We start from the raw sequence: 23,111 nt of genomic DNA, 5'->3' as shown, positions 1-23,111 counted from the left end.
TGCCCGGACGGCACCGCGGACGTACCCGCCCAGCACGGCCAGACCCGCATCATGGCGGGCGCGGGTGTTCAGGCGCGGGGGCGATCCCAGCCGGGGGGCAGGCTCGTCGGGGTCTGCCAGGACGGATCGGGTTGGAAGTCCGTCCAGGTGCCGTCGAACGGGAAGGCGCCGGATTCGACCAGGCGCAGCAGGCGTTCGCCTTCGGCCCGCACCGCGTCCGGATCGCTCACCCAGTAGTGCTCGGGGAAGGCCAGGCGCTCGGCGAGTTCGTGTTCGTCCTTCCACTCCCAGGTGCGGGCGGGGGTGACCCACACGTCGAGGTCGTGGTCGGTGGTGTCGACGCCGACGAGGCCGTCGCGGCGCCAGGCGACCGCCGGCTCCTCCAGGTTGATGTACCAGCGGACGAAGCGGCCCTGCCAGTCCCAGAACCACCAGACCGAATGGGCGCCCCGCGTCGGGATCAGCATGAAGATGTTCGGGCCGCGCCAGATCGAGGTCGTCATCACCGTCGGCTGGCGGACCCACTCGGCGAAGGGCATGTCCCGCAGGCCACGGCCGTCCGCGCTGAGTTCCACCGCCATCGGGCAGCCATGCGGAATCCACAGCCGCAGGCCACGTTCGTCGTGGTCGATGACATGCCCGGTACGGACGAAGACCAGCCGTTTGGTCGTGAACGACCGGTGCACGACGATCTCACCAGGCGTGTAGGGCGCGCCGGCGCCGGGCCCGCCGCCCGCCGACGTGGGCACCGGTACCGACGACGACACGGGGCCGGGTTCGTCGCGCGCGGGGCTGTCCGGCTTGGTCACGGCCTGACTGTACGACCAGCCGCGGCACGCGCCATCCCCCAGCCACCCGGGAATCCCGCCGAACCTCGACCGGAACGCCCGGGAGGTTCGCGCGCCCTCCGCGCTCGCCTCGCGGGGCGGACGGCCTCCTCGGCACCCGCCCTGCTCGCCGCGGCCAGCGCCGCCTTCCTGGTGCGCGGTCCGCGACTGAACCGACGCTGAACATCCCCCGCCTAGGATGGTGACATGGCCGTGACAATCGGTTACGACCGCGTCCGGACAGGACGGGAACGGAGGAACAACTCATGATGGCGCAGTACGAAGCACCGGCTCTGCGTGCGCAGGGATCGTTCCAGGCCGTGACCCACGGATTCTTCATCGCCGGTTTCGGCGGCGGTGGCGGCTGGGGCTGGCGTCGCGGTTGGGGTGGCGGCGGCTGGGGCGGCGGCGGCTGGGGCGGTAACGGATGGGGCTGCGGAGGCGGCGGATGGGGCCGCGGAGGCGGCTGGTAGACCGTCCACTGATCTCCACTGACTCCACGTAGATTCTCGCATCGGGCCCGGGTGGGCCGGCAACGGCCACCCGGGCCCTCGCACGTCCACCGCGGACCGGGATGGCCCGCGGTGCGGGACGATCCGCATACTGGTGGACATCGGACGTGACGCCGGGCGCTGCGGCGGCGAGGGTGAGGACGGGAGCGGACGGGGACGGTGAGGGCGGATCTGCCAGCCGGTGTCGAGCCGCTCGACGACGGCGACCCGACCCAGGCAGGTCCCTACCTGCTGACCGGGCGCATCGGTGTCGGCGGGATGGGCAGCGTCTACTACGGCCAGGCGCCCGGCGGGGCACCGGTCGCGGTCAAGGTGATCCGGCGGGAGTACGCCCGCGAACCCGAGTTCCGCACCCGGTTCCTGCGGGAGGCGCAGGCGGCGCGCCGGGTCGCCCGTTTCTGCACCGCCGAGGTCCTCGACGTCGACACCGACCGGACCGAGCCCTACCTGTTGACATCCTCCCCGGCCTGAAGACCGGGGATTCCCACCCTCGCGGGCAGGTTTTCCTGTTTCACCAACAGACGCCTCCCCACTGCTAGGAGCGGGGTGGTCTCACTCCGTCTCCGCAGGCGATCACGGCGAGCCCCGCCGCGAGAACATTCCGTGCCGCGTTCACATCCCGATCGTGGACCACACCGCACCGGCAGACCCATTCCCGGATGTTCAGCGACAGTTTCTCGACGAGCGTCCCGCAGGACGAGCAGGTCTTCGAGCTGGGATACCAGCGGTCGACAGCGACCACGTCGCGTCCGTACCAGCCGGCCTTGTATTCCAGCATGGTCCGCAGATCCCGCCAGCCCGCCTCCGAAATCGCACGGGCAAGACTGTGGTTGCGGACCATGTTCCGTACGGTGAGATCCTCGACGACGATCGTCTGGTTTTCGCGAACGAGTCGAGTCGACAGCTTGTGCAGGTGATCCCGCCGGCGGTCGGCGATCCGACCGTGGATCCTCGCGACCTTCAGCCGGGCCTTCGCCCGGTTCGCGGAGCCCTTCTTCTTCCGGGACAGTTCCCGCTGCGCCCGGACCAGCCGGGCCCGGTCGGTCCGCTCGTGCCGCGGGTTGGCGATCTTCTCCCCGGTGGACAGCGTGACCAGCGACGTGATGCCCGCGTCCACCCCGACCTGCCCGTCCGCCGCCGGCAGCGCCTCGATCGGGCAGTCCACCAGGATCGACACGTGATACTGGCCCCGGCTGTTCCGGGACACCGTCACCTGCGACGGCACCGCGCCTTCCGGGAGCGGACGGGACCAGACGATCCGCAGCGGCGCGGCCTGCTTCGCCAGCCTCAGCTGCCCGTCCCGGAACGTGAAGCAGTTCCGGAAGTAGGTCGCCGCATCGTTCGTCTTCCCCTTCCGCTTGAACATCGGGTAGCCGGCCCGTTTTCCCCAAAAGTTCACATAGGCGGTTTGGAGATTCCGCAGCGCGGCCTGCAGCGGGCCTTTCGACGGCTCGGCCAACCACAGAGTGTCCGGGTCCCGTTTCCACCCGGTGAGCATCAGATCGGTTTCCCCGTGGCTGATCCGCCGCTGTTCCTGGGACCACGCCCGGTGCCGCTCGGCAAGTGCCCGGTTGTAGACGTAGCGGACACAGCCGAACGTTTTCGCGAGGTTCTCCACCTGGTCGGGGGTCGGGTAGAAACGGTAGCGGTACGCCCGCTTCACCACCCGACTTCCCACACCTGACAGAATACGCGATTCCCCGGTCATTCTGGCAGCCGAGTTGACGCGCAGGCCCCGCCCTGAAGGACGGGGCCCGCGCGCTACGTTTCCCGGTCACATGGACGATGAACCGGGATCCCGCGGCCCGCCCGAGCGCCACCGCCCTGCTGCTCCGGCTGACCGGAGCCACCCCGCACCCCGTCGTCGCGGCCGATGCGGCCCCTGCGCCCCCGACCGCCCCACCACCACCGACGGCGACACAGTGGTCCCCCCTCGCCAGGGCGGACCACGCGTCCATGCCTCGCCCGCTGGACGTCCCATCGGCGGACGCGCCGACGAGCCTGACCCCCGCGCCGGTGCTGCCCCCGCCCCCGGCCGTCGGGCCGACCGCTTCCGGGCCTACCAGTGCCGGGCCTACCAGTGCCGGGTCGACCCGTGCCAGTGGGGGGAGGCGTCCGTGGCTGCGGCCGGCGCTGGCGGCGGCCGTCGTCGTCGCGGTCGCCGCGGCCGGGGTGGGGCTCGCGGTCGGGCTGCGTGACGATCCACCGGCCAACGCGACTCCCCCGGTCTCGCCCACGCCGTCCGCGAGCGCGTCCGCGTCCGCCGGGCCATCCGCCGGATCGGTCACCCTGACCGACTACCGGGGGCGGGAGAGCACGCTCATCGTGGCGCGGCTGCGGCGTGCCGGACTCACGGTGCGGACGGTGTCCGAACCGAGCGTGACCTCCGCGCGCGGCCGCGTCCTGGACACCACGCCGCCGTCGGGGACCCGGGTGGCGCCGGGCAGCGTCGTGGTGGTCAAGGTCGGCGACGGATCGCGGGCCGAGGCGCGTGGCTGGCGGGTGTTCCCGCGCTACGCCGACGGCGCCTCGATGAACGGGAGCCCGATCATCGTGGTCGACCCGGCCGGCACCGAACATCAGGTCGGCGTCGGCGACCATCCGTCGCTGTCCCCGGACGCGTCCCGGGTGATCTTCACCGGCACGGACGGCGAGATCGTGAGCGTCCGGACGTCCGACGGCGGCGACCCCCGCCAGATCACCGACGAACCCGACGGCTCGTCGGACTACGCCACCTTCTCCCCCGACGGGCGCACCATCGCCTACGCCCGCAACATCGGCGGCATCTTCCTCATCAACACCGACGGCAGCGGACGGCGCCGCATCAGCGCCCTCCGCGACGCCTTCGAACTGTCCTTCGCCCCGGACGGCGACCGGCTCGCCTACCGCTCCGGTCGCGACCAGGCGCTGCACGTCGTGCGCCGCGACGGCACCGACACCACGCTGGCCACCTCGCCCGTCGCCGGTGACGGCATCGCCGAACCCACCTGGTCACCGGACGGCAGGACGATCGCGTTCAGCACGGCGACCGGCGGCCTCTACCTGTACACCGTCGACGGCGGTGGGACCCGCGCCGTCGGCCCGCCCGGATCATGGCATCCCAGCTGGTCGCCCCAGGGCGGGCTGGTGTACGTCCAGGACACGTCGGCGGGACGTTTCTTCGCCGCCACCGGCCCCGTGCGCGTCCGCAACCCGGACGGGACCGGCGACAGTCTCCTCGACACCCACCCCGCCAGCGGACCCGTCCGCTGGGCCGCACCGACCGGCAGCTGACCTGACCGCACGGCCGACCGACCCGGCCGTGGCGTGGCTGGCTGACCCGGCCGCGCGGCGGCGCAGGGCCGGCAGGGCGGCGGCCAGGGCGCCGAGGGCGAAGGCCGCGGTGTGGCCGATCCCGTCCACATCGCCGTAGACCAGGTCGAACATCATCGCCGGGGCGATGGCGCCCAGGGCGACAGCGCAGCTCAGCCGCAGCCGGCGGGACGTCGGCAGGACCGCGACGGCGGCGAGCGCGGTCGCGACGACATAGCTGGGACCGACATCCAGGATGTGCAACGCGCTGGAGGGCAGGTTGCCCGTCGCGACCCGCAGGCCGAGTATCCCCTCGGAGATCAGGGTGGCACCCGTGTGCCCGCCGAACACGACGGCGAACGCCGCCACGCTGCCCAGGGTCGCCTCCAGCCCTCCCACCGCGAGCGCCGCCAGCGCCAGCCACGGGATGACCGGACCCCCCGTCACCCACGGGATACTGCCGAACAGCACCCCCAGCGGATGATGCGCCAGCTGGTCGAGGCTGGTGCTGGTCGCCCACCACCACCGGTGGACGAGCTCCGGGGTCACATGCCGCAGGATCCGCGCGGTCAGCAGCGCGGTCATCAGCAGCGCCGTCACCGGGTAGGCGCGTGGCGCCCCGACCAGCCGGACCGCCACGCCCGCCGCCCGCCGTCGACCCGCCGACACCTCCCGCACCGCCGACACCTCCGGCACCGCCGACACCTCCGGCAGCGCCACCACCGCACCCGGTGACCGGGCCCCGGCGGGTGGTGTCATGTGCCGCCCGTGCTGCGCGGGCAGGGCACCAAGCGTGCGGAATCCGGCGATCGGCAGACAGCACATCATCTCGGACCTGCGCCACGGTCGTCTCACCAAGCACCCCCACCCCGGAGGACAGTCACCCGTCGGCAGGCGCCACCTGCCGCTGTCACACCGCCGCCCACGAGGACCGGCCATCCACCCGGGACCGCACCAACCGCGGGTACGCCTCCCGGCGACGGCGGTGGTCCCTGCCTGAACAGCGGTGCTCACTACACGGTGATGCTCACTGAGATGACGCTGCGCTGAGCACGGACATTCCCCGTTGAGCCGCGAGGCACTCCTCACGTCCCTACCCGCACTCCCCCGTTCACCCTCCGCGACCGTCCCTCGCGGTCTGGGCAACCCCTACCGCCCTGGTTTCCCCAGGAGTCCCCAGCCGTCCCCAGGTGTCCCAGGGGGCGGCCCGCGGGGTGATCAGGCGCGGGCGATGTGAGATGCCGGGTGACGAGCGGGGACCGAGGACGGACGGCGATCACCTACGGCGACCGAGACGGGGCTGGAGGTGTCGAGGGTCCAGGCGAGGCTTTCACGCAGGGCGGGGCGCCACACGGTGAAGTCGTGGCCGCCGGGGCGCAGGTGCAGCTCGACCCGGAAACCGGGGCGGGCACCGAGGGTGGCGGCGAGATAGCGGGTGTCGGAGTACGACTCGCGGTCACTGCGGCCACAGTCGAGCCAGACCCGCATCGGTGGGGACGCCGCCAGGTGCGCCGCGTACCCGGCGGGGGTGTTCGCCGCGACGACCTGGGCCAGGTCACGGCGGCGGCCGAACAGGCCGATCATGCCGCCGTCATGGGTGGGGCGGTCCATCCCGGACATATCGATGATCGTGGCGACCTGGTCGCGGTGGCGCAGGCCCAGGTTGAGGGCGCAGAATCCGCCGGCGGACATCCCGGCGAAGATCCGGTCGGCGCGGTCCGTGCGGGCGCGCAGGTCGGCGTCGACGGTGGGGATCACGTCCTCGACGACGTAGGTCTCGATGCGCTCGCCGGGGCGGTCGACGCATTCGGAGTCGTCCAGCCAGCCGTGGCTCAACCGCGGGGCGACCATGATCACCGGATGTCCGCTACCGGCGAGCCAGGAACCGGTCTGGGCGGCCCGGTCCGCCCGGAACCAGTCGACGGGCACTCCCGGTGATCCGTGCATGAGGTAGACGACGGGGAAGCGGGCGTGCGGCTCGGTGAAGTACTGCGGCGGCAGGTACACCAGGGCCTGCTGGGTGCCGAACCCGCTGTGCACGCCGGGTACGGACAACCCGATGACGGTGCCCTGCGGATGTCGGCGCACCGGCGCGGCGACCACCGCCTCCCGCGCGGACGCGGTGGGCCAGGAGTGCACACCGAGCGCATCGTCGAGTCGCGGCAGGTAGCTGTAGTGGGCGTTGACCAGGTCCGCGGCCATGGCCAACGTCAACGTGGCCGCCAAAGCGCCGGCCCCCGCGGCCAGCACCCGCCCCTCACGTGGACGCCGCCGCAGCCGACGGACGGCACAGCCGCAGCCCACCCAGGCCACAGCCGAAAGCGACCCGAGCGACAGCAGGAACCACCGCCCGATGATGACCAAAGACCCCACCGATCCACCCCCCTGCGCGTGCCGACCCCGCAGCGTCCGCCGCGCGGGTCAGGGGCCGCCTCCGGCCGACCGTGTCACTCCCGCTCCGTCCGGCGCAGTCGGGGACGCCACCGCGGCCAGACCAGGAACGCCTCGGCCTCGAGTATCGCCAGGGCGATCCGGGGCAGTTCCGCGCTCGCTGGATAGCAGACGAAACGGGGTGTCCACCGCGGGGCGAACTTGGCGTTGAAGCGGTACAGACTGTCGATCTGGAACCAGCGGGACATGAACATCAGCAGCCCACGCCAGCAGCGGATCACCGGGCCCGCACCGAGGCGCTCGCCGCGTTCGAGCGCGGACCGGAAGAACGCGAAGTTCAGCGAGACCCGGCGAACCCCCAGGTCGCCAGCCTGGCGCAGCGTGTTGACGATGAGGAACTCGTTCAGGCCGTTGTCGGCGTCCCGGTCGCGGATCATCGCGTCCAGGGAAAGCCCGTCGGCGCCCCACGGGACGAAGTGCAGCAGCGCCCGCAGCCGTGGTGGCGCACCGGTGGCGCCCGCCGCCGCGACGGACTCGCCCGCGCCGGCGACGGATACGCCAGTGACAGATGGGCCGGCGACGGATGCGCCGGTGTGGGCGGTCGACTCGTCCGCGCCGACGGCGGTGGCTTCGGGGACGCTGTCGTAGGCGAGCACGAGGACGCAGTCGCCGTCGGCGGGATCACCGATCCGGCCCAGCGCCATCGAGAAGCCACGTTCGGTCGCCGCGCCGCGCCAGGTCCTGGCCTGGGCCTCCACGGTGGCGATGGCCGCCGGGTCGAGGTCACGCACCCGGCGGACGCACACCGTGTACCCGGCCCGTTCCACCCGCTTGACGGCCTGGCGGACGTTGCGCATCGAGCGGCCCTCCAGCGAGAAGGCCGCGGTGTCGACGACGGCCTCGTCGCCGAACTCGAGCGCGGTCAGACCGGCCCGGGTCCAGGCGAGACCGGCGGGTTCGGAACAGCCAATGACGGCGGGGGTCCAGGCGTGGTCGGCGGCCTCGCGCAGGAACGCGCTGATCGCGCCGGGCCAGGCCTCCCGGTCACCGAGCGGGTCGCCGCTGGCGAGCATGACGCCGTTGACCACCCGGTAGGCGACACATGCCTTGCCCGACGGCGACCAGATCACCGACTTGTCCGAACGCAGCACGAAGTAGCCGAGTGAGTCGGCGCTGCCGTACCGGGCGAGCAGGTCGCGTACCCGGGTCTCGTCGTCCTCGGTGAGCCGCGGCGCCGGGCAGGGCGGGCGAAGCGCCAGGTAGCCGGTGACACCGATGGTGACGACGCCGAGGGTGAGCAGCACCCGTTCGGCGAGGTCGGCGAAACGGTCGGAGCTGAAGTGCAGCGGGCCGGGGATACCGACCAGGCCCAGCAGGATCTGTTCGAGCTGCGCCGACCAGGAGTGCGCGCCGACGATCCGGTGCTCACGCAGGTGGAAGAGCAGAAAACCGCAGCAGATCGACAGCGCGGCCAGCGTGACCGCGGCGCCCAGCGCCCGCCATCGGGTGGACGGATCGCCCTTGGCCCGGAACTCGCCGCGGGCCAGGACCAGCATCGCCAGCAACCCCGCCGACACCGCGGCCTCGTCGTAGTCGAGGCCCTTGGCGACATGCAGGACGACACCGATGCCCAGCAGGCTCACCACCGCCCGCCACGCCCGCCTCTTGCGCCGACGCAGGCCGGCGGCGAGCAGCATGAGCAGCAGGCCGACCACGACCGTGAACGCCGCCGCCTGGCGGGACGCGGCCGCCGGCACCAGCGCCCGCAGATCGGCGAGCCGGGTGCGCCACTCGGGTGTGAGGGCGGAGACGACGTCGAGCAGCCCGACGACGAAGGTCAGCAGCGCCGCGACCCGCGGCACCCACGGCCGACCCCACGCCGGCAGACCCGGCGTCCACCGGGGACGCCCTCCGCCGCGTGGCCGCTGCGCGCTCCCCCGCTCCCGCTCGCCGCGACTGCCACCCGCCTGATCCGGACCAGCCGGACCAGCCGGATCACCCGGACCGGGTGAACGCCCCGAACCACCCGCACCCGCCGGACCACCCGGGGCGTCCCGGGTGCCACGTCCGCCGCCGGGATGGGGAGCGGAACCGCCGCGGGCGGAGCCACGGCCACGGGCCCCGGGCGCGCCGACGAGGCGCCGACCCACGGCCGGACGGTCCGCGGCAGGACGCTGCGGGCCGGTCGAGCCTGGGGTGCCCGCGATGCGGCCACCCCCACTGGACGTACTCATGCAGGCATCGTCCCCCCGACGGGTGACTGGGACAGCACGGGACCCGGGAGACGATAATCCCTTGCGCTCCAACCGCCCCGTAAACCACCCCGAACGAGGTGGCCGAGGGTCGAACCGACCGCATCGACCCGCCGGGCTTACCCCGCTGGCCCGGTCCGGGCCACCCCGCGGGATGGCGCGAACCGGGCCAGTCGAGGGCCAGACCAGCCGACGACGTCAGCCGAGGATGTCAGCCGACGTGCACGGGTGTTCCTTCGGCCGCGGTGGCCGTCTCCCGCCCGGCGTTGACCATCACGAACGTCACGACCGCGGCGATGGCGATCAGCACCGCGCTCCAGGTGAAGGCCGTCGTGTACCCCTCGATCTGGGACTGGGCGACGGCCTGACGGGAGTTGCCGTGATCGGCGAGGTAGCCGGAGACCGCCGTCGCGAACACCGTGTTGAGCAGCGCCGTGCCCAGCGAACCACCGACCTGCTGGGTGGTGTTGACCAGGGCGCTGGCCACCCCGGCGTCCTGCGGGTCGACCCCGATCAGCGCCACACTCGACAGCGGAACGAAGGAGAATCCCATCCCGAAGCTGATCAGCAGCACGGAGGGCAGCACGTGCGAGGCGTAGCCGGTGTCGAGGCCCACCCGCAGCAGCAACGCCATGCCGACCGCGGCGAGCACGGCACCCCCGCCGGCCAGCAGCCGCGGCCCGACCCGGGGCAGCAGTTGGCTCGCGACCCCGGCCGAGACGATGATCCCGCCGCTGAACGGCAGGAAGGCCAGGCCGGTCTTGAGCGCGCTGTAGCCCAGGGTCTGCTGGAAGTAGAAGGTGAGGAACAGGAACATCGCGAACAGGCCGGCGCCGGTGAACAGCGAGGCCAGGAACGACCCGCCGCGGTTACGTTCCAGCGCGACCCGCAGCGGTAGCAGCGGCGCGGAGGTCCGCATCTCGATCACGACGAACGCGACGAGCAGTGCGACCGCACCCGCGAGCAGCCCCAGCGTGCGGGCGTCGCTCCAGCCGTCGTCGGCGGCCACGGTGAAGCCGTAGACGAGCGCGACGAGCCCCGCGGTCACCGTCAGCGCGCCGGGCAGGTCGTAACTGGCCCTGCCCTCGGTGCGGCTCTCCCGCACGACCGGCGCGGCGGCGAGTGCGGTGACCAGCGCGATCGGTACGTTGACCAGCAGGCACCACCGCCACGAGGCGTACTCGGTGAGCAGACCACCGAGGATGAGGCCGATCGCCGCGCCACCGCCGGAGATCGCGCCGTACACGCCGAAGGCGCGGGCCCGCTCCTTGCTCTCGGTGAAGGTGACCGTGATCAGGGAGAGCGCGGCCGGTGCGAGCACCGCGGCGAACGCGCCCTGCAGCGCGCGGGCGGCGAACAGCAGCCCGGCGTTGGGCGCGAGACCACCCAGCGCCGAGGCGAGCGCGAACCCGATCAGACCCCAGATGAAGGCGCGCTTGCGGCCGACATAGTCGGCGATCCGGCCGCCGAGCAGCAGCAGACCGCCGAAGGCGAGGGTGTAGGCCGTCACCATCCACTGCCGGTTGGCGGTGGAGATGTGCAGCGCGTCCTGCGCGTGCGGCAGGGCGATGTTCACGATGGACGCGTCGAGCACGACCATGAGCTGCGCGACGGCGATGATCGACAGCGCCAGCCAGCGCCGTGGATCGGGAGCGTCGTCAGCCAGCGGCGCCGGATCATGATCTGTCCGGGCGGCGACGGTATCGGTCACGAGTGGGCTCCTAGCCACAACAGTCGAATTGCCGGATGTTCACGTCGGATGGCCGCGCATGGGCATACCGGCGCAGAACCGCGCACGACGACATGGCCGTCGCGTACGGGTGGGACGGACCGAACCTGGCTGGACGGGCACCAACCGGGCTGGTCAGACCGGGCTGGCTTGCTGGCTGGGTTGGCTTGCTGGCGGCATGACAAAGGGGACGTCTGACCAGGAGGACGGAACACCGCCCAGTGACGTGACACGATCAGCGCCCGCCGCGGACCACGGCGCGCACCCGACCGACGTCGACCCGAGAACCGATCAGACGTTCGGACAGATAATAGCTCAGACGTTCGAGGGGGCTGACGCTCGGGCCGCCAGGCCCGCGATCAGCGGCATGGCGACGTCATCGACGACGTGCGTGACGAACCGCTCGTCGAGCGGGCCGACACCGAACATCTGCCGGGTCAGGATCATGGACAGAATCGCCTCCGCCAGCGGGACGGCGTCGAGATCGGCGGGGATCTCACCCCGCCTGGCCGCCAGCACAAGCGCGTTTCCACACAGTTCGGCCTTGTTACGCACCATGTGCTCCTGGATGACCTCGGCCAACCGCGGGGACTCGGAGGCCGCGCGCAGCACCCCCATGAGCAGCCCACCGCCGACGTCGACGATCGAGCGAGCCATCAGCCGGACGTCGACCATCAGGTCGTCGCGCAGACTTCCGGTGTCGGCGGCGACATGTTCGGCGGGCGCCCGACGACGCAGCGCCTCGACGACCATCGCGTCCTTGCAGCTCCAGCGCCGGTAGATCGTCGCCTTGCTGGCCCGGGCCCGGTTCGCGACGGCGACCATGCTCATCCGCTCGTAGCCGACCTCGACGAGCAGTTCCAGCGCCGCGTCGAGAATCGCCTGCTCGCGGGACTCATCCCGAGGACGGCCCCGGCCCGAACCCTCCGGAGACGACACACATGCCTCCCTTCGCATCCGCGCGCACCACGGTCACAGCTCGATCACCACACCCACAGATCCCGCCAGGCGGACCACAGCCAGGTCAGGGACCGTCGACCACCAAACGAAACAGTACTGTGCCGTACTCATATTCAGACCCCCCGAAACGCCGTGACCCCTGCCACACCTGTGCGCGGACGCCGAGCCCGCGCCGTCTTCCCTCGCCAGAAAGGTCCCATCCGGATATTGTCTGTATCAGACATAAACAACAGAAGGCGAGGTGAGTACCGTGAGCCCGTTGGCGGAGATCGCCGTCATCACCGCCGTGTGCGTCGCGTCGGGGGCCCTGGGGAGCCTGCTGGGGCTGGGCGGTGGCACCTTCATCGTGCCGATCCTCACCCTCGCCTTCGGGCTGGACGTCCGGCTCGCGATCGGCGCCTCGGTGATCTCGGTCGTCGCCGGCAGCGCCGCCGCCTCACCCCGGTACCTGGACGAGGGCTTCGCGAACCTGCGTGTCGCGGTGACCCTCGAGGTCGCCACCGTCATCGGGGCGGTGATCGGGGCGCTGCTCGCCGGCCACCTCGGCACCCATGTCCTCTACACCATCTTCGGCGTGGTGCTCGCCTTCAGCGCGATCCAGATGCTGCGCACCCGCCGCGACGCGACGACCGACACGCTCGCGGTCCCCGGTGATCGCCTCGCCGATGTCCTCACCCTGCACGGCGACGTCGCGAACGGAAGCGAACGGCGTGCCTACCGGGTGACCAGAACCGCGACCGGCCTGACGATGATGACCGCCGCGGGCACGGTCAGCGGCCTGCTCGGCATCGGGTCGGGTGCGATGAAGGTGCCCGCGATGGACCTCGCGATGCGACTTCCCCTCAAGGTCTCGACCGCCACGAGCAGCCTCATGATCGGGGTGACCGGCGCCGCGAGCGCCGTCGTCTACCTGCAACGTGGGGACGTGGTTCCGGCCCTGGCCGGCGCGGTCGCGATCGGCACGGTGGTGGGCGCCCGACTCGGCTCCCGCCTGCTGTCCGTGGTGCCCGTCGCGACACTGCGCCTGGTCTTCCTCGCGGTCCTGCTGGTGATCAGCGTCCAGATGCTGCTGCGGGGTCTGGCATGACCCGCCCGCCCCCACCGCCGCAGGACCCACCCGAGGCGCCTGCGGTCTCCCCCGGACCAGCCGGGGCGCGGTGCGGCCATGAGGTCGGGGCGCGACCGGTCGCGTGGGTGCTGCGGGTCGGGGGGATTCTCGGGGTGCTGCTGGTGGTCGCCGGGCTGATCGCGGCGTTCGGCCAGAACGGCGCGGCGTGGACCGGCCGTTCCCACGGCGACATCCTCGGCCCGGGTGCCGCGCTGCGGCTGTCCGACCTGGCCGGTGGGCTGCGCCACGCGCGGGCGGACGCGATCGTCCTGCTCGGGATGGTGGTGCTCGCCGCCACCCCGGCCGCCGGGGTCGCCGCTGCCGGCTGGTGCTGGCTTCGCGGACGTCAGCCGCAGCTGGCCGCGGTGGCCGCGCTCGTCCTGGTGCTCCTGCTGGTCGCAGGTGCCCTCGGCGCCGCCGAGTAGCCCCCGACGTCACCGAACCGACGCCACCCGAAGCGACGCCACTCGGGCCGATGCCGTCCGATCCGGTGGGATCGGCGTGGACGATGTCCGGCGTGGCCATGTTCACCGTGCCGACCGGGAATGGCGGGCTTTGCTAGAGTCCGATCACTGTCCTGAGTGCCAGCGTCCAAGCCCCGGCTTGCTGGCCGGCAACCCTCCTCACGCAGCGGGGTGCCCCGGGTGACGACAGGGCCGCGGCGACCAGCCGATGGCAAGTGCAGACCCGACACGGGTTGTTCTCGGAGCAATGATGACCTCGATCATTTCTGCCGTGCCCACATCCACGCCCGCGCAGGCGGCGTTGCTCCCGGTGGAGGGGGCGGGGCTACAGGTGCCGCTGGCCGGCGGCGGCCAGGTGGAGTACGCCAACCTTGACTACGCGGCGAGCGCGCCGTGCCTGGAAGCCGTGGCCGATCATGTTCGCCGGGTGCTGCCGTACTCGGCGAGTGTGCACCGCGGCGCGGGGTTCGCCTCGGCGGTGTGCACGTCGCTGTACGAGGGGGCACGCCACGACGTCGCGCGTTTCCTCGGTGCCCGCGCCGAGGACGCCGTCCTGTTCACCCGCAACACCACCGACGCGGTGAACCTGCTGGCCCATGCCGTGGCGTCCACCGGCACCGGGGGTGCGGGCGGCGCGGCAGCGCAGGTCGTGCTGTTCGACCTCGAGCATCACGCGAACCTGCTGCCCTGGCGGCGGGTCGGGGCGCGCTGCGTCACCGTCCGCGCGACGTTGGGCGAAAGCCTGGAGGCGCTGGACGCCGAACTGCGGGCCGCGCCGGTGCGGCTGCTCGCGGTGACCGGGGCGTCCAATGTCACCGGGGAGGCGCCGCCGCTGCGGCGGCTGGCCCGGTTGGCCCATGACGTCGGCGCCCGGCTGTTCGTCGACGCGGCGCAGCTCGCCCCGCACCGGCGTATCGACATGGCCGCCCTCGGCATCGACTACCTGGCCTTCTCCGGTCACAAGCTGTACGCGCCGTTCGGCGCCGGGGTCCTGGTCGGACGGGCCGACTGGCTGGACACGGCCCCGCCGTACCTGGCCGGTGGCGGCGCGGTACGTGAGGTCGGCGCGGCCTCGGTCGACTGGGCCACCGGGCCGGCTCGACACGAGGCCGGCACGCCGAACCTCGCCGGCGCCACCGCGATCGCCGCCGCCTGCCGCACCCTCGCCGAGATCACCCCCGAGGTGTGGCGCGACCACGAGTCGGCGCTGCGCGACCGGCTGCTGCGGGGACTCGCCGCCCTGGACCAGGGTGCGCCGGGCCGGGTCGTCGTCCACCGCATCTGGCCCGAGAACAGCCAGCCCGAGGACGGCGCTTCCGACGGGGGCCGCGCGCAGGGGGTGGGAGTGGTGGCGTTCTCCCTGCCGGGACACGATCCGGGGTTGGTCTCGGCGTATCTGTCGGCCGAACACGGGATCGGGGTACGGGCCGGACGGTTCTGCGCGCATCCGCTGCTGGCCCGACTCGGGGCACCGGGTGGGGCGCTGCGGGCGAGCATCGGGGTCGGCACGACGTCGGCGCATGTCGACCGGCTGCTCGTCGCGCTCGAGGACTACCTGCGCACCGGTCCGCGGCTGTCCTACCACCAGCGCGACGGTGGCTGGCAGCCGGTGCGGGACGAGCGCCGCCTGCCCGCCTGGGCCGAGCAGTACGCCCAGGTCCCGGGCCAGTCCGCCGGGCAGGTAGGTGCCGCCCTGGCACCCTGCGGGACCTGAGGCTTTACCGCGGGCTCATCGGGGTGAAACCGTCCGTCGACGGCACGGCCGGACAGTGACGGCGTGCCACACAACGGGGGATTCACCGGGGCCAGTTGGAGCGACGCGGTCGCCCGCTGTCCCAAGTCGATGCTGCACGGGCCGTGTGCGGGAGTGGGAGCGGACGGTGACTGTGAGGTGCCCGGCGTGGGCGCCTGCTCCTTCCTGGCCGCGCTCGACAGCTGGCCCTATCCCCCTCCCCCGGTGGAGGCGACAGGACCGGCGGGGGCCGATGACCAGGTGTGGGATGTGGGTGAGCTGACGGAGGTCGCGGCGCGCAGGCCGGTGATCGTCGCCGATCTGCCCGCCGCGGCGCTGTCCACCGACAGCCTGCTCGACACCGCGGAGATCCTCGCCCCAGCCGTGGACGCCTGCCTGCTCGGCGATCACGGTGGGGCGCGGGTCCAGTTCCCGCCGTCCTACCGGTCGGGGTTGCTCACCCGGCGTGGGATAGCCGTCTGGGTCGGGGTGAACTGCCGGGACCGTAACCGGGTGGCACTCGCCGGTGAGGTCGCCGCCTGCCTGGACGCCGGGGTCACCGGGGTGCACTGCGTCACCGGTGATCATCCGGCGTTGGGGCATCGCGACGACACCCCCGGCGTGTTCGATCTGGACAGTCTGGATGTCGTCGCGCTCGCACGGGGGCACGGCGCGCATGTCTCCGTCGCGCACGCGCCGGCCGCACCACCCACCGCCCACCGGCTGTCCCGCCTGATGGCCAAGATCGACGCCGGGGCGGACACGGTGTTCGTGGACCACTGCGGTGGGCCCGGACCGGTCGGCGAGGCGGTGGCGGGGCTGCGCGCCACCGGTTTCACCGGGCTGGTACTGGCCTGCGTGCCGGTCGTGACCAGCGCGGCGACCGCCGCCGTCGTCGCCTCGTTCGCCGGCCCCCGACTGCCCGCCGGCTTCCTGGACGCCATCGTGAACGCCCCCGATCCGACCGCCGCGGGGATCACGGCGACCGCCCGGCTCGCGACCCGGATGCTGGCGCTGCCGGGCGTCGACGGCGTCAACCTGTCCGGCGGCGCGCAGTCCGGCCACGAAAGGGCCGCGGCCCGGGCCACCGCCGCCATCGCCAACCGCGTCTTCGAGGCCGCCCGCCACCCCACCTGATGGAGAGCAACCTTTAACAGGTTTCGGCAGGCGTTTTACAGGATCTCCATCGAATGGAAACCGTACGTAGATGGTCACGCCGGAGGGTGTTGGCGTGCTGAACATCGAACGCGTGCGGCAGGCCACGACCTGTGGCGACGCACCCCGATGGACCTCCGCGCAGGACGGCAGGTCATGACCTGGCTACGAAGCGCCACGACCACGGACGGCCGCCTGATCGACGTCGAACTCCGAGATGGGTTCATCCGCCAGGTCGTCGCCGTGGACGACCGCCGCTCGCACGGCAACGGGGCGGCGACCGGCGACGAGGTGGATCTGCGGGGGCAGGTGCTGCTGGCGTCCTTCGTGGAACCGCACGCCCATCTGGACAAGGCGCTGACCGCGACGGTGGCCCGTAACGTCACCGGTGATCTCGCCGGAGCGATCACCGCGATGCAGACCCTGCTGGCAGCGATGACGGTCGCCGACGTCGTCGCCCGCGCCGAGGCGGCGCTGCGGATCGGCCTGGCGGCGGGCACGACCCATGTGCGCACCCACGTCAACGTCGGTGAGCTCGCCGGGATGCGGGCCCTGGAAGCCCTCGTCGACGTGCGGGAACGCTGGCGTGGGCTGGTCGAGCTGCAACTCGTCGCGCTGGTGTCGCATCCGCTGTCCGGTCAGCCGGGCCGGGATCTGCGCCGCGCCCTCGCCGAGGGTGCGGATGTGGCCGGCGGCTGCCCGCATCTCGATCCCGAGCCCGCGCGGGCCGTCGCGATCTGCCTGGACGCGGCCGGTGAGGCCGGTCGCCCGGTCGACCTGCACACCGACGAGACCCTCGACCCGCGCCTGCTCACCCTGGCCACCCTCGCGGATCTGGTCATCCGCACCGGGTTCACCCCGGGCGCGGCGGCGAGTCACTGCGTGAGCCTGTCCATGCAGCCGCCGGACGTGCAGGCTCGGGTGAGCGAGCAGGTCGCGGCCGCCGGCATCGGTGTCGTCGCACTGCCGCAGACCAACCTCTACCTGCAGGGACGCGCCCATCCGGTGGGCACCCCGCGTGGGCTGACGGCGATCGGCCCGCTGCACCGCGCCGGGGTGACCGTCGCCGCCGGCGGGGACAACCTGCGTGATCCCTTCAACCCCGTCGGCCGCGGCGATGCCCTGGAAACGGCGTCGCTGCTGGTCACCGCCGGCCATCTCGACCCGCTCGCGGCGCTGGACGCCGTGACCGCCGCGCCCCGACGGGTACTCGGCCTGCCCGCGGTCACGCTCACCGCGGGCAGTCCCGCGGACCTGGTCGCCCTGCCGGGACCAACCGCTTTGGACGCGCTGGCCGCGGCGGGCCCGGCCCGAACCGTCTGGCGCGCCGGTCGTATCGTCGCCCGCACCCACGTCCACACTGATCTCGCTGCCGTCCCTGCTGTCCCAGCCGTCTCTGCCATCCCAGCCCCGCACCCGCTCTCGCGACCGTGGGAGGCCGCTCTGTGACGCCGACCGACACCACCACCGGCACCTCCACCGACACGCCCACCGGCGCTGCCGCCAGCACGGGATCAGAAGCGCCCGCCGACCCTGGAACGGGCACGCGCGCGGGCACGGGCGGTGACGTGTCGGCTGGCCCCGGCCCGTCCAACGGCACGCACCCCTCTCCCGGCAGCGCGCCCACCGCCGGCAGCGGCGGCGAATCCGCTGACGGTGTGGAACCCGCCGGTGACGGGGCTGCGCGGACAGTGCCGGCGCTGCGGTTCACCGGGGTGAGCAAGCGGTTCCGCGACGGCACGGTGGCGCTGGTCGACACCGATCTCACCGTCCATCCGGGTGAGTTCGTCTCGATCGTCGGGCCGTCCGGATGCGGAAAGAGCACGTTGTTGCGCCTGGCCAGCGGCCTGGACGCGGTCACCGACGGCACGATGGACGTCGCCTCCCGCAACGTGGGCTACGTGTTCCAGGACGCGACGCTGCTGCCATGGAGAACGGTGCGGGCCAATGTCGGGCTGCTCGCCGAACTCGAACATCTCTCCCGGGCCGAACGCGCCCGGCGGGTCGCCGAGGCGATCAGCCTGGTCGGACTGGACGGTTTCGAGAGACATCTGCCGCATGAACTGTCCGGCGGGATGCGGATGCGGGCGTCGCTGGCCCGGTCGCTGGTCCTCGACCCGTCCATCTTCCTGTTCGACGAGCCGTTCGGCGCCCTCGACGAGATGACCCGGGAACGACTCAACGACGAACTGCTGCGGATGTTCGTGCTGCGCCGTTTCGCCGCCCTGTTCATCACCCATTCGGTCGCCGAGGCGGTGTTCCTGTCCACCCGGGTGGTGGTGATGAGCGGACGTCCGGGGCGGGTGAAGGCGGACGTGCCGGTGCCCTTCGGCTATCCGCGTGCCCCCGAGCTGCGCTACTCCCCCGAGTTCGCGGCGCTGTGCGGCCAGGTCTCGGCCCACCTCAGGAGCGAGTGATCATCATGGCCGCCTCCACCGCCTCCACCACCGCCCCGGCCGGCACCACCACCTCGGACGCCGTGGCCGCCCCGAGCACCACCCGCACCCCCACCGGCGCCGGTGGCGCGTCGGCCACCGATCCGGGCGGGATCGCGCCGCCCGGTGCCCCGCCGACCCCTGGCCGCGGTGGGTCGTCCCGCAGGCGGGCCGGGCTGGTCAGCCTGGTCGTGCTGCCGGCGGCGGTGTTCGCGGTGTTCGTCGGCATCTGGTACTGGGTGTCCGACGGTGTGCTCAACGAGCAGCAGCGGTTCATGCTGCCGCCGCCGCACGAGGTGGTCCGGATCGGTTTTCTGGACTGGACGAACTTCACCTCGATGATGAGCGCGCTGAAACTGACCTGCGAGGTCACCTTCGCGGGCCTGGCGATCTCGATGGTGCTCGGTGTCGCGGTCGCGATCGCGATGAGCCAGGCCCGCTGGATCGAGCACTCGCTCTATCCGTGGGCGGTGGTGGTGCAGACGGTGCCGATTCTCGCCCTCACGCCGGTCCTGAGCTTCTTCTTCGGTTTCGCGCTGACCAGCCGCATCATCGTCTGCATCATCATCTCCTTCTTTCCGATCGTCTCGAACACGCTCTTCGGTCTGCAGTCGGTCGATCGGAGCATGCACGAACTGTTCAGCCTGCATCACACCAACCGGTGGACCCGGCTGTGGAAACTGCAGCTGCCGGCGGCGCTACCGTCCATGTTCAACGGGTTTCGCAACGCCGCCGGGCTGTCGGTGATCGGCGCGATCGTCGGTGAGTTCTACTTCAAGCAGGGCGATCCCGGGCTCGGGACGAACCTGTCGGTGTTCACCTCCCGGCTGGAGGGTGAACGGCTGTGGGCGACCACGCTCACCGCGAGCCTGCTCGGCGTCGCCGTGTTCGTCTTCTTCGGCTGGCTGGCCCGCCGCGTCGTCGGCCGCTGGTATCAGCCCGACCGTGGCTGACCCGCCGCATCCCCTCAGCCAGCCGCGTTCCCACCGAACCGCCACGTTCCTTTCCGCCCGACCGGACAGACCGGCCGGGACGTCCACACAGCACGGGGAGTACCACCTTGATCAGATCTCGGCGACGGCCCGCCCGACTCGTCGCGGCGACGGCAGCCGCGACGGCGCTCGCTCTCACCGCCGCCGCGTGCAGCAGCGGTGGCAGCGACGGCGACAGCGCGTCCACCGGCGCCTCGGGGACGGTGCCGGCCCAGTACGACCTGGCGGCGGCGGGCTGCCCGTCGACGATCGTGTTGCAGACCGACTGGAACCCCGAAGCCGAACACGGCGGCCAGTACCAGCTGCTCGGACCCGACCCGAAGATCAACGCGGGGGCGAAGTCGGTCAGCGGTGACCTGGTCGCGCACGGCGGGGTGAAGACCGGGGTGAAGCTGGAGATCCGCGCCGGTGGGCCCGCGGTCGGCTACGAGACGGTGACCTCGCAGCTGTACAAGGATTCCGACATCACCCTGGGCTATGTGAGCACCGACGAGCAGATCGCGCTGTCGAAGACCCAGCCGACCGTCGCCCTGCTCGCCGGCCTGGAGAAGAGCCCGCAGGTCATCCAGTGGTCGCCGGACAGGCATCCGGACTGGAAGACCATCGCCGACATCGGCAGGACCGACGCCAAGGTGCTGTACTTCCAGGGCGGTGCCTACATGGACTACTTCACCGGGTCCGGCATCCTGAAGAAAAGCCAGATCGACGGCAGCTACGACGGCACCCCGACCACGTTCGTCGCCTCCGGCGGCACCGACGCCGTGCAGGGTTTCGCCACCTCCGAGCCGTACACCTGGTCACATGAGGTGCGTTCCTGGAACAAGCCGCTGAAGTACCAGCTGATCGCGGACGCGGGCTTCAACTTCTACCAGCAGGCCATCGGTGTGCGTAAGGACAAGCTCGCCGCGCTGAAGCCCTGCCTGACCAAGCTCGTCCCGATCATGCAGCAGGGCATCGTCGACTTCGCGGCGAGCCCCGACGCGACGAACAAGCTCATCCTGAACCTGGTCGACAAGTACAACAACGGCTGGGTCTACACCGAGGGTGTCGCCCAGTACGCGGTGACCACGATGAAATCCCTCGGCATCATCTCCAACGGTGCGAACAGCACCCTCGGCGACTTCGACAACGCCCGCCTGCAGAAGCTCATCGAGATCCTCGACCCGATCTACAAGGCGCAGAACAAGCCGATCGCGGCCAGTCTGAAGCCGTCCGATCTGGCCGACGGCAGCTTCGTCGACCCGAAGATCAGCCTGGGTTCCTGAGCTTCCTGGCCCCGTAGCCGGGGCGACGTGATTGACGCGACCGGAAGGCGGAGCGCCACGATGTCGGACTCGACCCTCGCGGCATCGCGGGGTGGTCTCGACGGTGGGGCCGGGCGGCGTGCGCTGCCCGGCTTCGACCGGGCCCGCCTCCCCACCGACGTCACCCCCCTGGACCCGGCGGTGCTCGACGCGCTCGCCGCCGAGCTCACCGCCCGGTGCGGCGCCGACACGGTGCGCCGCGACGAGGCGTCCCGGCGGTCGGCGTCCGCCGACTGGGCGCACATGAGTCCCGTGCTCACCCCGCTGCTACCCGGCGGGGTCGCCGACCTGGTCGTGCGGCCCGCCGACGCAGGCGGGATCGCCGCCGCCGTCGGGGCCGCGCACCGCCACCGGGTACCGGTGACCGTGCGCGGTCAGGGCACCGGCAACTACGGCCAGGGCATCCCGCTGCACGGCGGGCTGGTCCTGGACACCTCCGCCGCCCACCGCATCCTCACCGTCGAGGACGGCTGGCTCACCGCCGAAGCCGGCGCCTCGTTCGTCCTGATGGAGAAGGCGGCCGCGGCCACCGGGCAGGAACTCGCGATCCTGCCGTCCACCGTGGGCAGCACGATCGGCGGTTTCATCGCCGGCGGTTCGGGCGGCACCGGCAGCATCGCCAACGGCGCCATCTGGGACGGCTACCTGCGCAGCCTGCTCGTCGTCCCGTGCACCGACGACGCGACGCCGGTGGCCGTGCCCTACCCGGAGAACACCGTGCACGCGCACGGTTTCGGTGTGTGCGGTGTGCTGGCCACCGCCACGGTGGCCCTGCGCCCGGCCCGCCGCTGGACGGGCCTGTTCACCTCGTTCCCCACCCTGTCCGGCGCGGTGGCCGCCGGCGAGGAGCTGTTCGAGCTGACCCCCACCCCACGGCTGCTGTCCCTGGACGAGGCCGGCATCGTCGCCACCTACCGTCCCCTCGACGACGCGCTGCCCGTCGACCGGGTGAGCCTGCGCGGCATCGTCACCGAGGACAGCGTCGACGCCGCCACCGACGTGATCCGCCGCCACGGCGGACGGGTCGACGCGGTGCGCCCCAAAGGACCCGCGCACATCGCGTCGCTGTCCTACAACCACACCACCTACCGTGTGCGCAAACTGCGCCCCGAACTCACCCACCTGCAGTGCATGGGCCCGGGCCTGACCCGACGCCGCGACGAGGTCGCCGCACTCGCCCCCGAATCCCTCATCCACCTGGAGGGATTCCGCACCGACCACGGCCGCGACTGGGTGAGCATGCTGTTCCTGCGCTACGACGGCCCCGACGACCTGTACGCCCGGATGGAACGCCTCGCCGACATCGAGGTCCACGTCGACGACCCGCACACCTGGGAACTGCACCACGGCCGCCTCGACGCCGTCCGCGCCGCCGCCGCCCGCTTCGACCCCGACGGCCTGCTCAACCCCGGCAAACTCCCACCCCCGCGCCCCTGAACCACCGCCTTCGGACAAACGCCGATGGGCGTCGCCGGATAGTCGGCATGGGCGGGTCTGCCGCGATGTGTGCCGGTGGCACACTGATCGGGTGGCAGGCGGGGGCAGCGCACACGACATGACCGGTTCCGCTGTGGGCTGGGATTTTTTCGTCTCCTACACGGCGGCAGACCGCGAGTGGGCGGAGTGGATTTCCTGGCAGCTCGAAGACGCCGACTACCGCGTCCTCGTCCAGGCCTGGGACTTCGTCGCCGGCTCCAACTGGCAGATCCGCATGCAACAAGGCGTCCAACACGCCCGGCGCACCATCGCCGTGCTCTCCCACGCCTACCTGACCTCGATCTACGGACAGGCGGAATAGGCAGGCCGCGCAGGCCGCCGACCCCCACGGCTTCGAACGCAAACTCCTACCCGTACGCGTGGAGGACTGCCCACGGCCGGGCCTGCTCGGCGCCGTCGTCTCCATCGGATGGCCAGTGAGACTGGCATATCTGCGCAGTAGCGCTCTCATACGCCTCGTCG

General features: G+C 71.9%; 18 protein-coding genes, 2 pseudogenes and 1 riboswitch. Of the genes and pseudogenes, 13 read left to right on the top strand and 7 right to left on the bottom strand.

Going from position 1 to position 23,111, the window contains the following annotated elements; all coding sequences use genetic code 11:
* Positions 1–68 precede the first annotated feature (68 nt).
* Positions 69–809: a ribonuclease FAU-1 family protein gene (locus MXD59_RS27015; protein ID WP_248825769.1), complete on the bottom strand. Its 741-nt coding sequence runs from the start codon at positions 807–809 to the stop codon at positions 69–71.
* A gap of 284 nt (positions 810–1,093) precedes the next feature.
* Between MXD59_RS27015 and MXD59_RS27410 the strand changes: the two genes are divergently transcribed.
* Positions 1,094–1,300: a lasso RiPP family leader peptide-containing protein gene (locus tag MXD59_RS27410; protein ID WP_372512121.1), complete on the top strand. Its 207-nt coding sequence runs from the start codon at positions 1,094–1,096 to the stop codon at positions 1,298–1,300.
* Between the two features lie 198 nt (positions 1,301–1,498).
* Positions 1,499–1,810, top strand: coding sequence for a protein kinase family protein (locus MXD59_RS17510; RefSeq protein WP_308301734.1), 312 nt, complete (start codon positions 1,499–1,501; stop codon positions 1,808–1,810).
* A gap of 64 nt (positions 1,811–1,874) precedes the next feature.
* On the opposite strand, the gene MXD59_RS17505 is transcribed toward MXD59_RS17510, so the two are convergent.
* The gene (locus tag MXD59_RS17505; protein ID WP_248825768.1) at positions 1,875–3,005 is read right to left on the bottom strand and encodes an RNA-guided endonuclease TnpB family protein; all 1,131 of its coding nucleotides are present in this window, start codon (positions 3,003–3,005) and stop codon (positions 1,875–1,877) included.
* A 119-nt stretch (positions 3,006–3,124) separates the two neighbouring features.
* Here MXD59_RS17505 and MXD59_RS17500 point away from each other — a divergent pair, with 119 nt between their 5' ends.
* Entirely contained in the window at positions 3,125–4,612 is a 1,488-nt protein-coding gene (locus tag MXD59_RS17500; RefSeq protein WP_248825767.1) for a PASTA domain-containing protein, read from the top strand.
* 99 nt (positions 4,613–4,711) lie between these two features.
* Here the strand turns inward: MXD59_RS17500 and MXD59_RS27010 are convergent.
* The 5 genes and pseudogenes from MXD59_RS27010 to MXD59_RS17480 form a co-directional block, all read right to left on the bottom strand.
* A pseudogene (locus MXD59_RS27010) lies at positions 4,712–5,389 on the bottom strand (rhomboid-like protein); the annotation flags it as partial.
* A gap of 459 nt (positions 5,390–5,848) precedes the next feature.
* Positions 5,849–7,003 (bottom strand): alpha/beta hydrolase, encoded by a 1,155-nt coding sequence (locus MXD59_RS17495; RefSeq protein WP_248825766.1) that lies wholly within the window; start codon positions 7,001–7,003, stop codon positions 5,849–5,851.
* A gap of 74 nt (positions 7,004–7,077) precedes the next feature.
* The gene (locus MXD59_RS17490; protein WP_283097065.1) at positions 7,078–9,255 is read right to left on the bottom strand and encodes a phosphatidylglycerol lysyltransferase domain-containing protein; all 2,178 of its coding nucleotides are present in this window, start codon (positions 9,253–9,255) and stop codon (positions 7,078–7,080) included.
* Positions 9,256–9,484: 229 nt separating this feature from the next.
* Positions 9,485–10,984 (bottom strand): MFS transporter, encoded by a 1,500-nt coding sequence (locus MXD59_RS17485; RefSeq protein ID WP_372512120.1) that lies wholly within the window; start codon positions 10,982–10,984, stop codon positions 9,485–9,487.
* 333 nt (positions 10,985–11,317) lie between these two features.
* Positions 11,318–11,941, bottom strand: coding sequence for a TetR/AcrR family transcriptional regulator (locus MXD59_RS17480; protein ID WP_248825765.1), 624 nt, complete (start codon positions 11,939–11,941; stop codon positions 11,318–11,320).
* A gap of 271 nt (positions 11,942–12,212) precedes the next feature.
* On the opposite strand from MXD59_RS17480, the gene MXD59_RS17475 reads away from it, so the two are divergent.
* The 10 genes and pseudogenes from MXD59_RS17475 to MXD59_RS17430 form a co-directional block, all read left to right on the top strand.
* On the top strand, positions 12,213–13,049 hold the full coding sequence (locus MXD59_RS17475; protein ID WP_248825764.1) for a sulfite exporter TauE/SafE family protein: 837 nt from the start codon (positions 12,213–12,215) through the stop codon (positions 13,047–13,049).
* Entirely contained in the window at positions 13,046–13,495 is a 450-nt protein-coding gene (locus MXD59_RS17470; protein ID WP_248825763.1) for a DUF1634 domain-containing protein, read from the top strand. Before MXD59_RS17475 ends, MXD59_RS17470 begins: the two co-directional genes overlap by 4 nt.
* Before the next feature lie 148 nt (positions 13,496–13,643).
* Positions 13,644–13,758, top strand: a riboswitch (SAM riboswitch).
* 47 nt (positions 13,759–13,805) lie between these two features.
* A complete protein-coding gene (locus MXD59_RS17465) occupies positions 13,806–15,248 on the top strand; it encodes an aminotransferase class V-fold PLP-dependent enzyme (protein WP_248825762.1) in 1,443 nt (480 codons plus the stop codon).
* 63 nt (positions 15,249–15,311) lie between these two features.
* On the top strand, positions 15,312–16,403 hold the full coding sequence (locus tag MXD59_RS27005; protein ID WP_248825761.1) for a methylenetetrahydrofolate reductase C-terminal domain-containing protein: 1,092 nt from the start codon (positions 15,312–15,314) through the stop codon (positions 16,401–16,403).
* A 174-nt stretch (positions 16,404–16,577) separates the two neighbouring features.
* Positions 16,578–17,870, top strand: coding sequence for an amidohydrolase family protein (locus MXD59_RS17455; protein WP_248825760.1), 1,293 nt, complete (start codon positions 16,578–16,580; stop codon positions 17,868–17,870).
* 209 nt (positions 17,871–18,079) lie between these two features.
* Positions 18,080–18,838 (top strand): ABC transporter ATP-binding protein, encoded by a 759-nt coding sequence (locus MXD59_RS17450; protein ID WP_372512122.1) that lies wholly within the window; start codon positions 18,080–18,082, stop codon positions 18,836–18,838.
* A 5-nt stretch (positions 18,839–18,843) separates the two neighbouring features.
* Positions 18,844–19,809 (top strand): ABC transporter permease, encoded by a 966-nt coding sequence (locus MXD59_RS17445; RefSeq protein ID WP_248825759.1) that lies wholly within the window; start codon positions 18,844–18,846, stop codon positions 19,807–19,809.
* Positions 19,810–19,916: 107 nt separating this feature from the next.
* Positions 19,917–21,113, top strand: coding sequence for an ABC transporter substrate-binding protein (locus tag MXD59_RS17440; RefSeq protein WP_248825758.1), 1,197 nt, complete (start codon positions 19,917–19,919; stop codon positions 21,111–21,113).
* A gap of 60 nt (positions 21,114–21,173) precedes the next feature.
* Positions 21,174–22,589, top strand: a complete 1,416-nt coding sequence (locus MXD59_RS17435; RefSeq protein WP_248825757.1) for an FAD-binding oxidoreductase — start codon at positions 21,174–21,176, stop codon at positions 22,587–22,589.
* Between the two features lie 118 nt (positions 22,590–22,707).
* Positions 22,708–23,056 (top strand): annotated as a pseudogene (locus MXD59_RS17430) (toll/interleukin-1 receptor domain-containing protein); the annotation flags it as partial.
* Between the last annotated feature and the right edge of the window lie 55 nt (positions 23,057–23,111).

The organism is Frankia umida (assembly GCF_023242945.1).
Lineage (GTDB): Bacteria > Actinomycetota > Actinomycetes > Frankiales > Frankiaceae > Frankia > Frankia umida.
The sequence above is the reverse complement of the archived record's forward strand: the minus strand, read 5'-3'. Positions and strand labels throughout refer to the sequence as shown.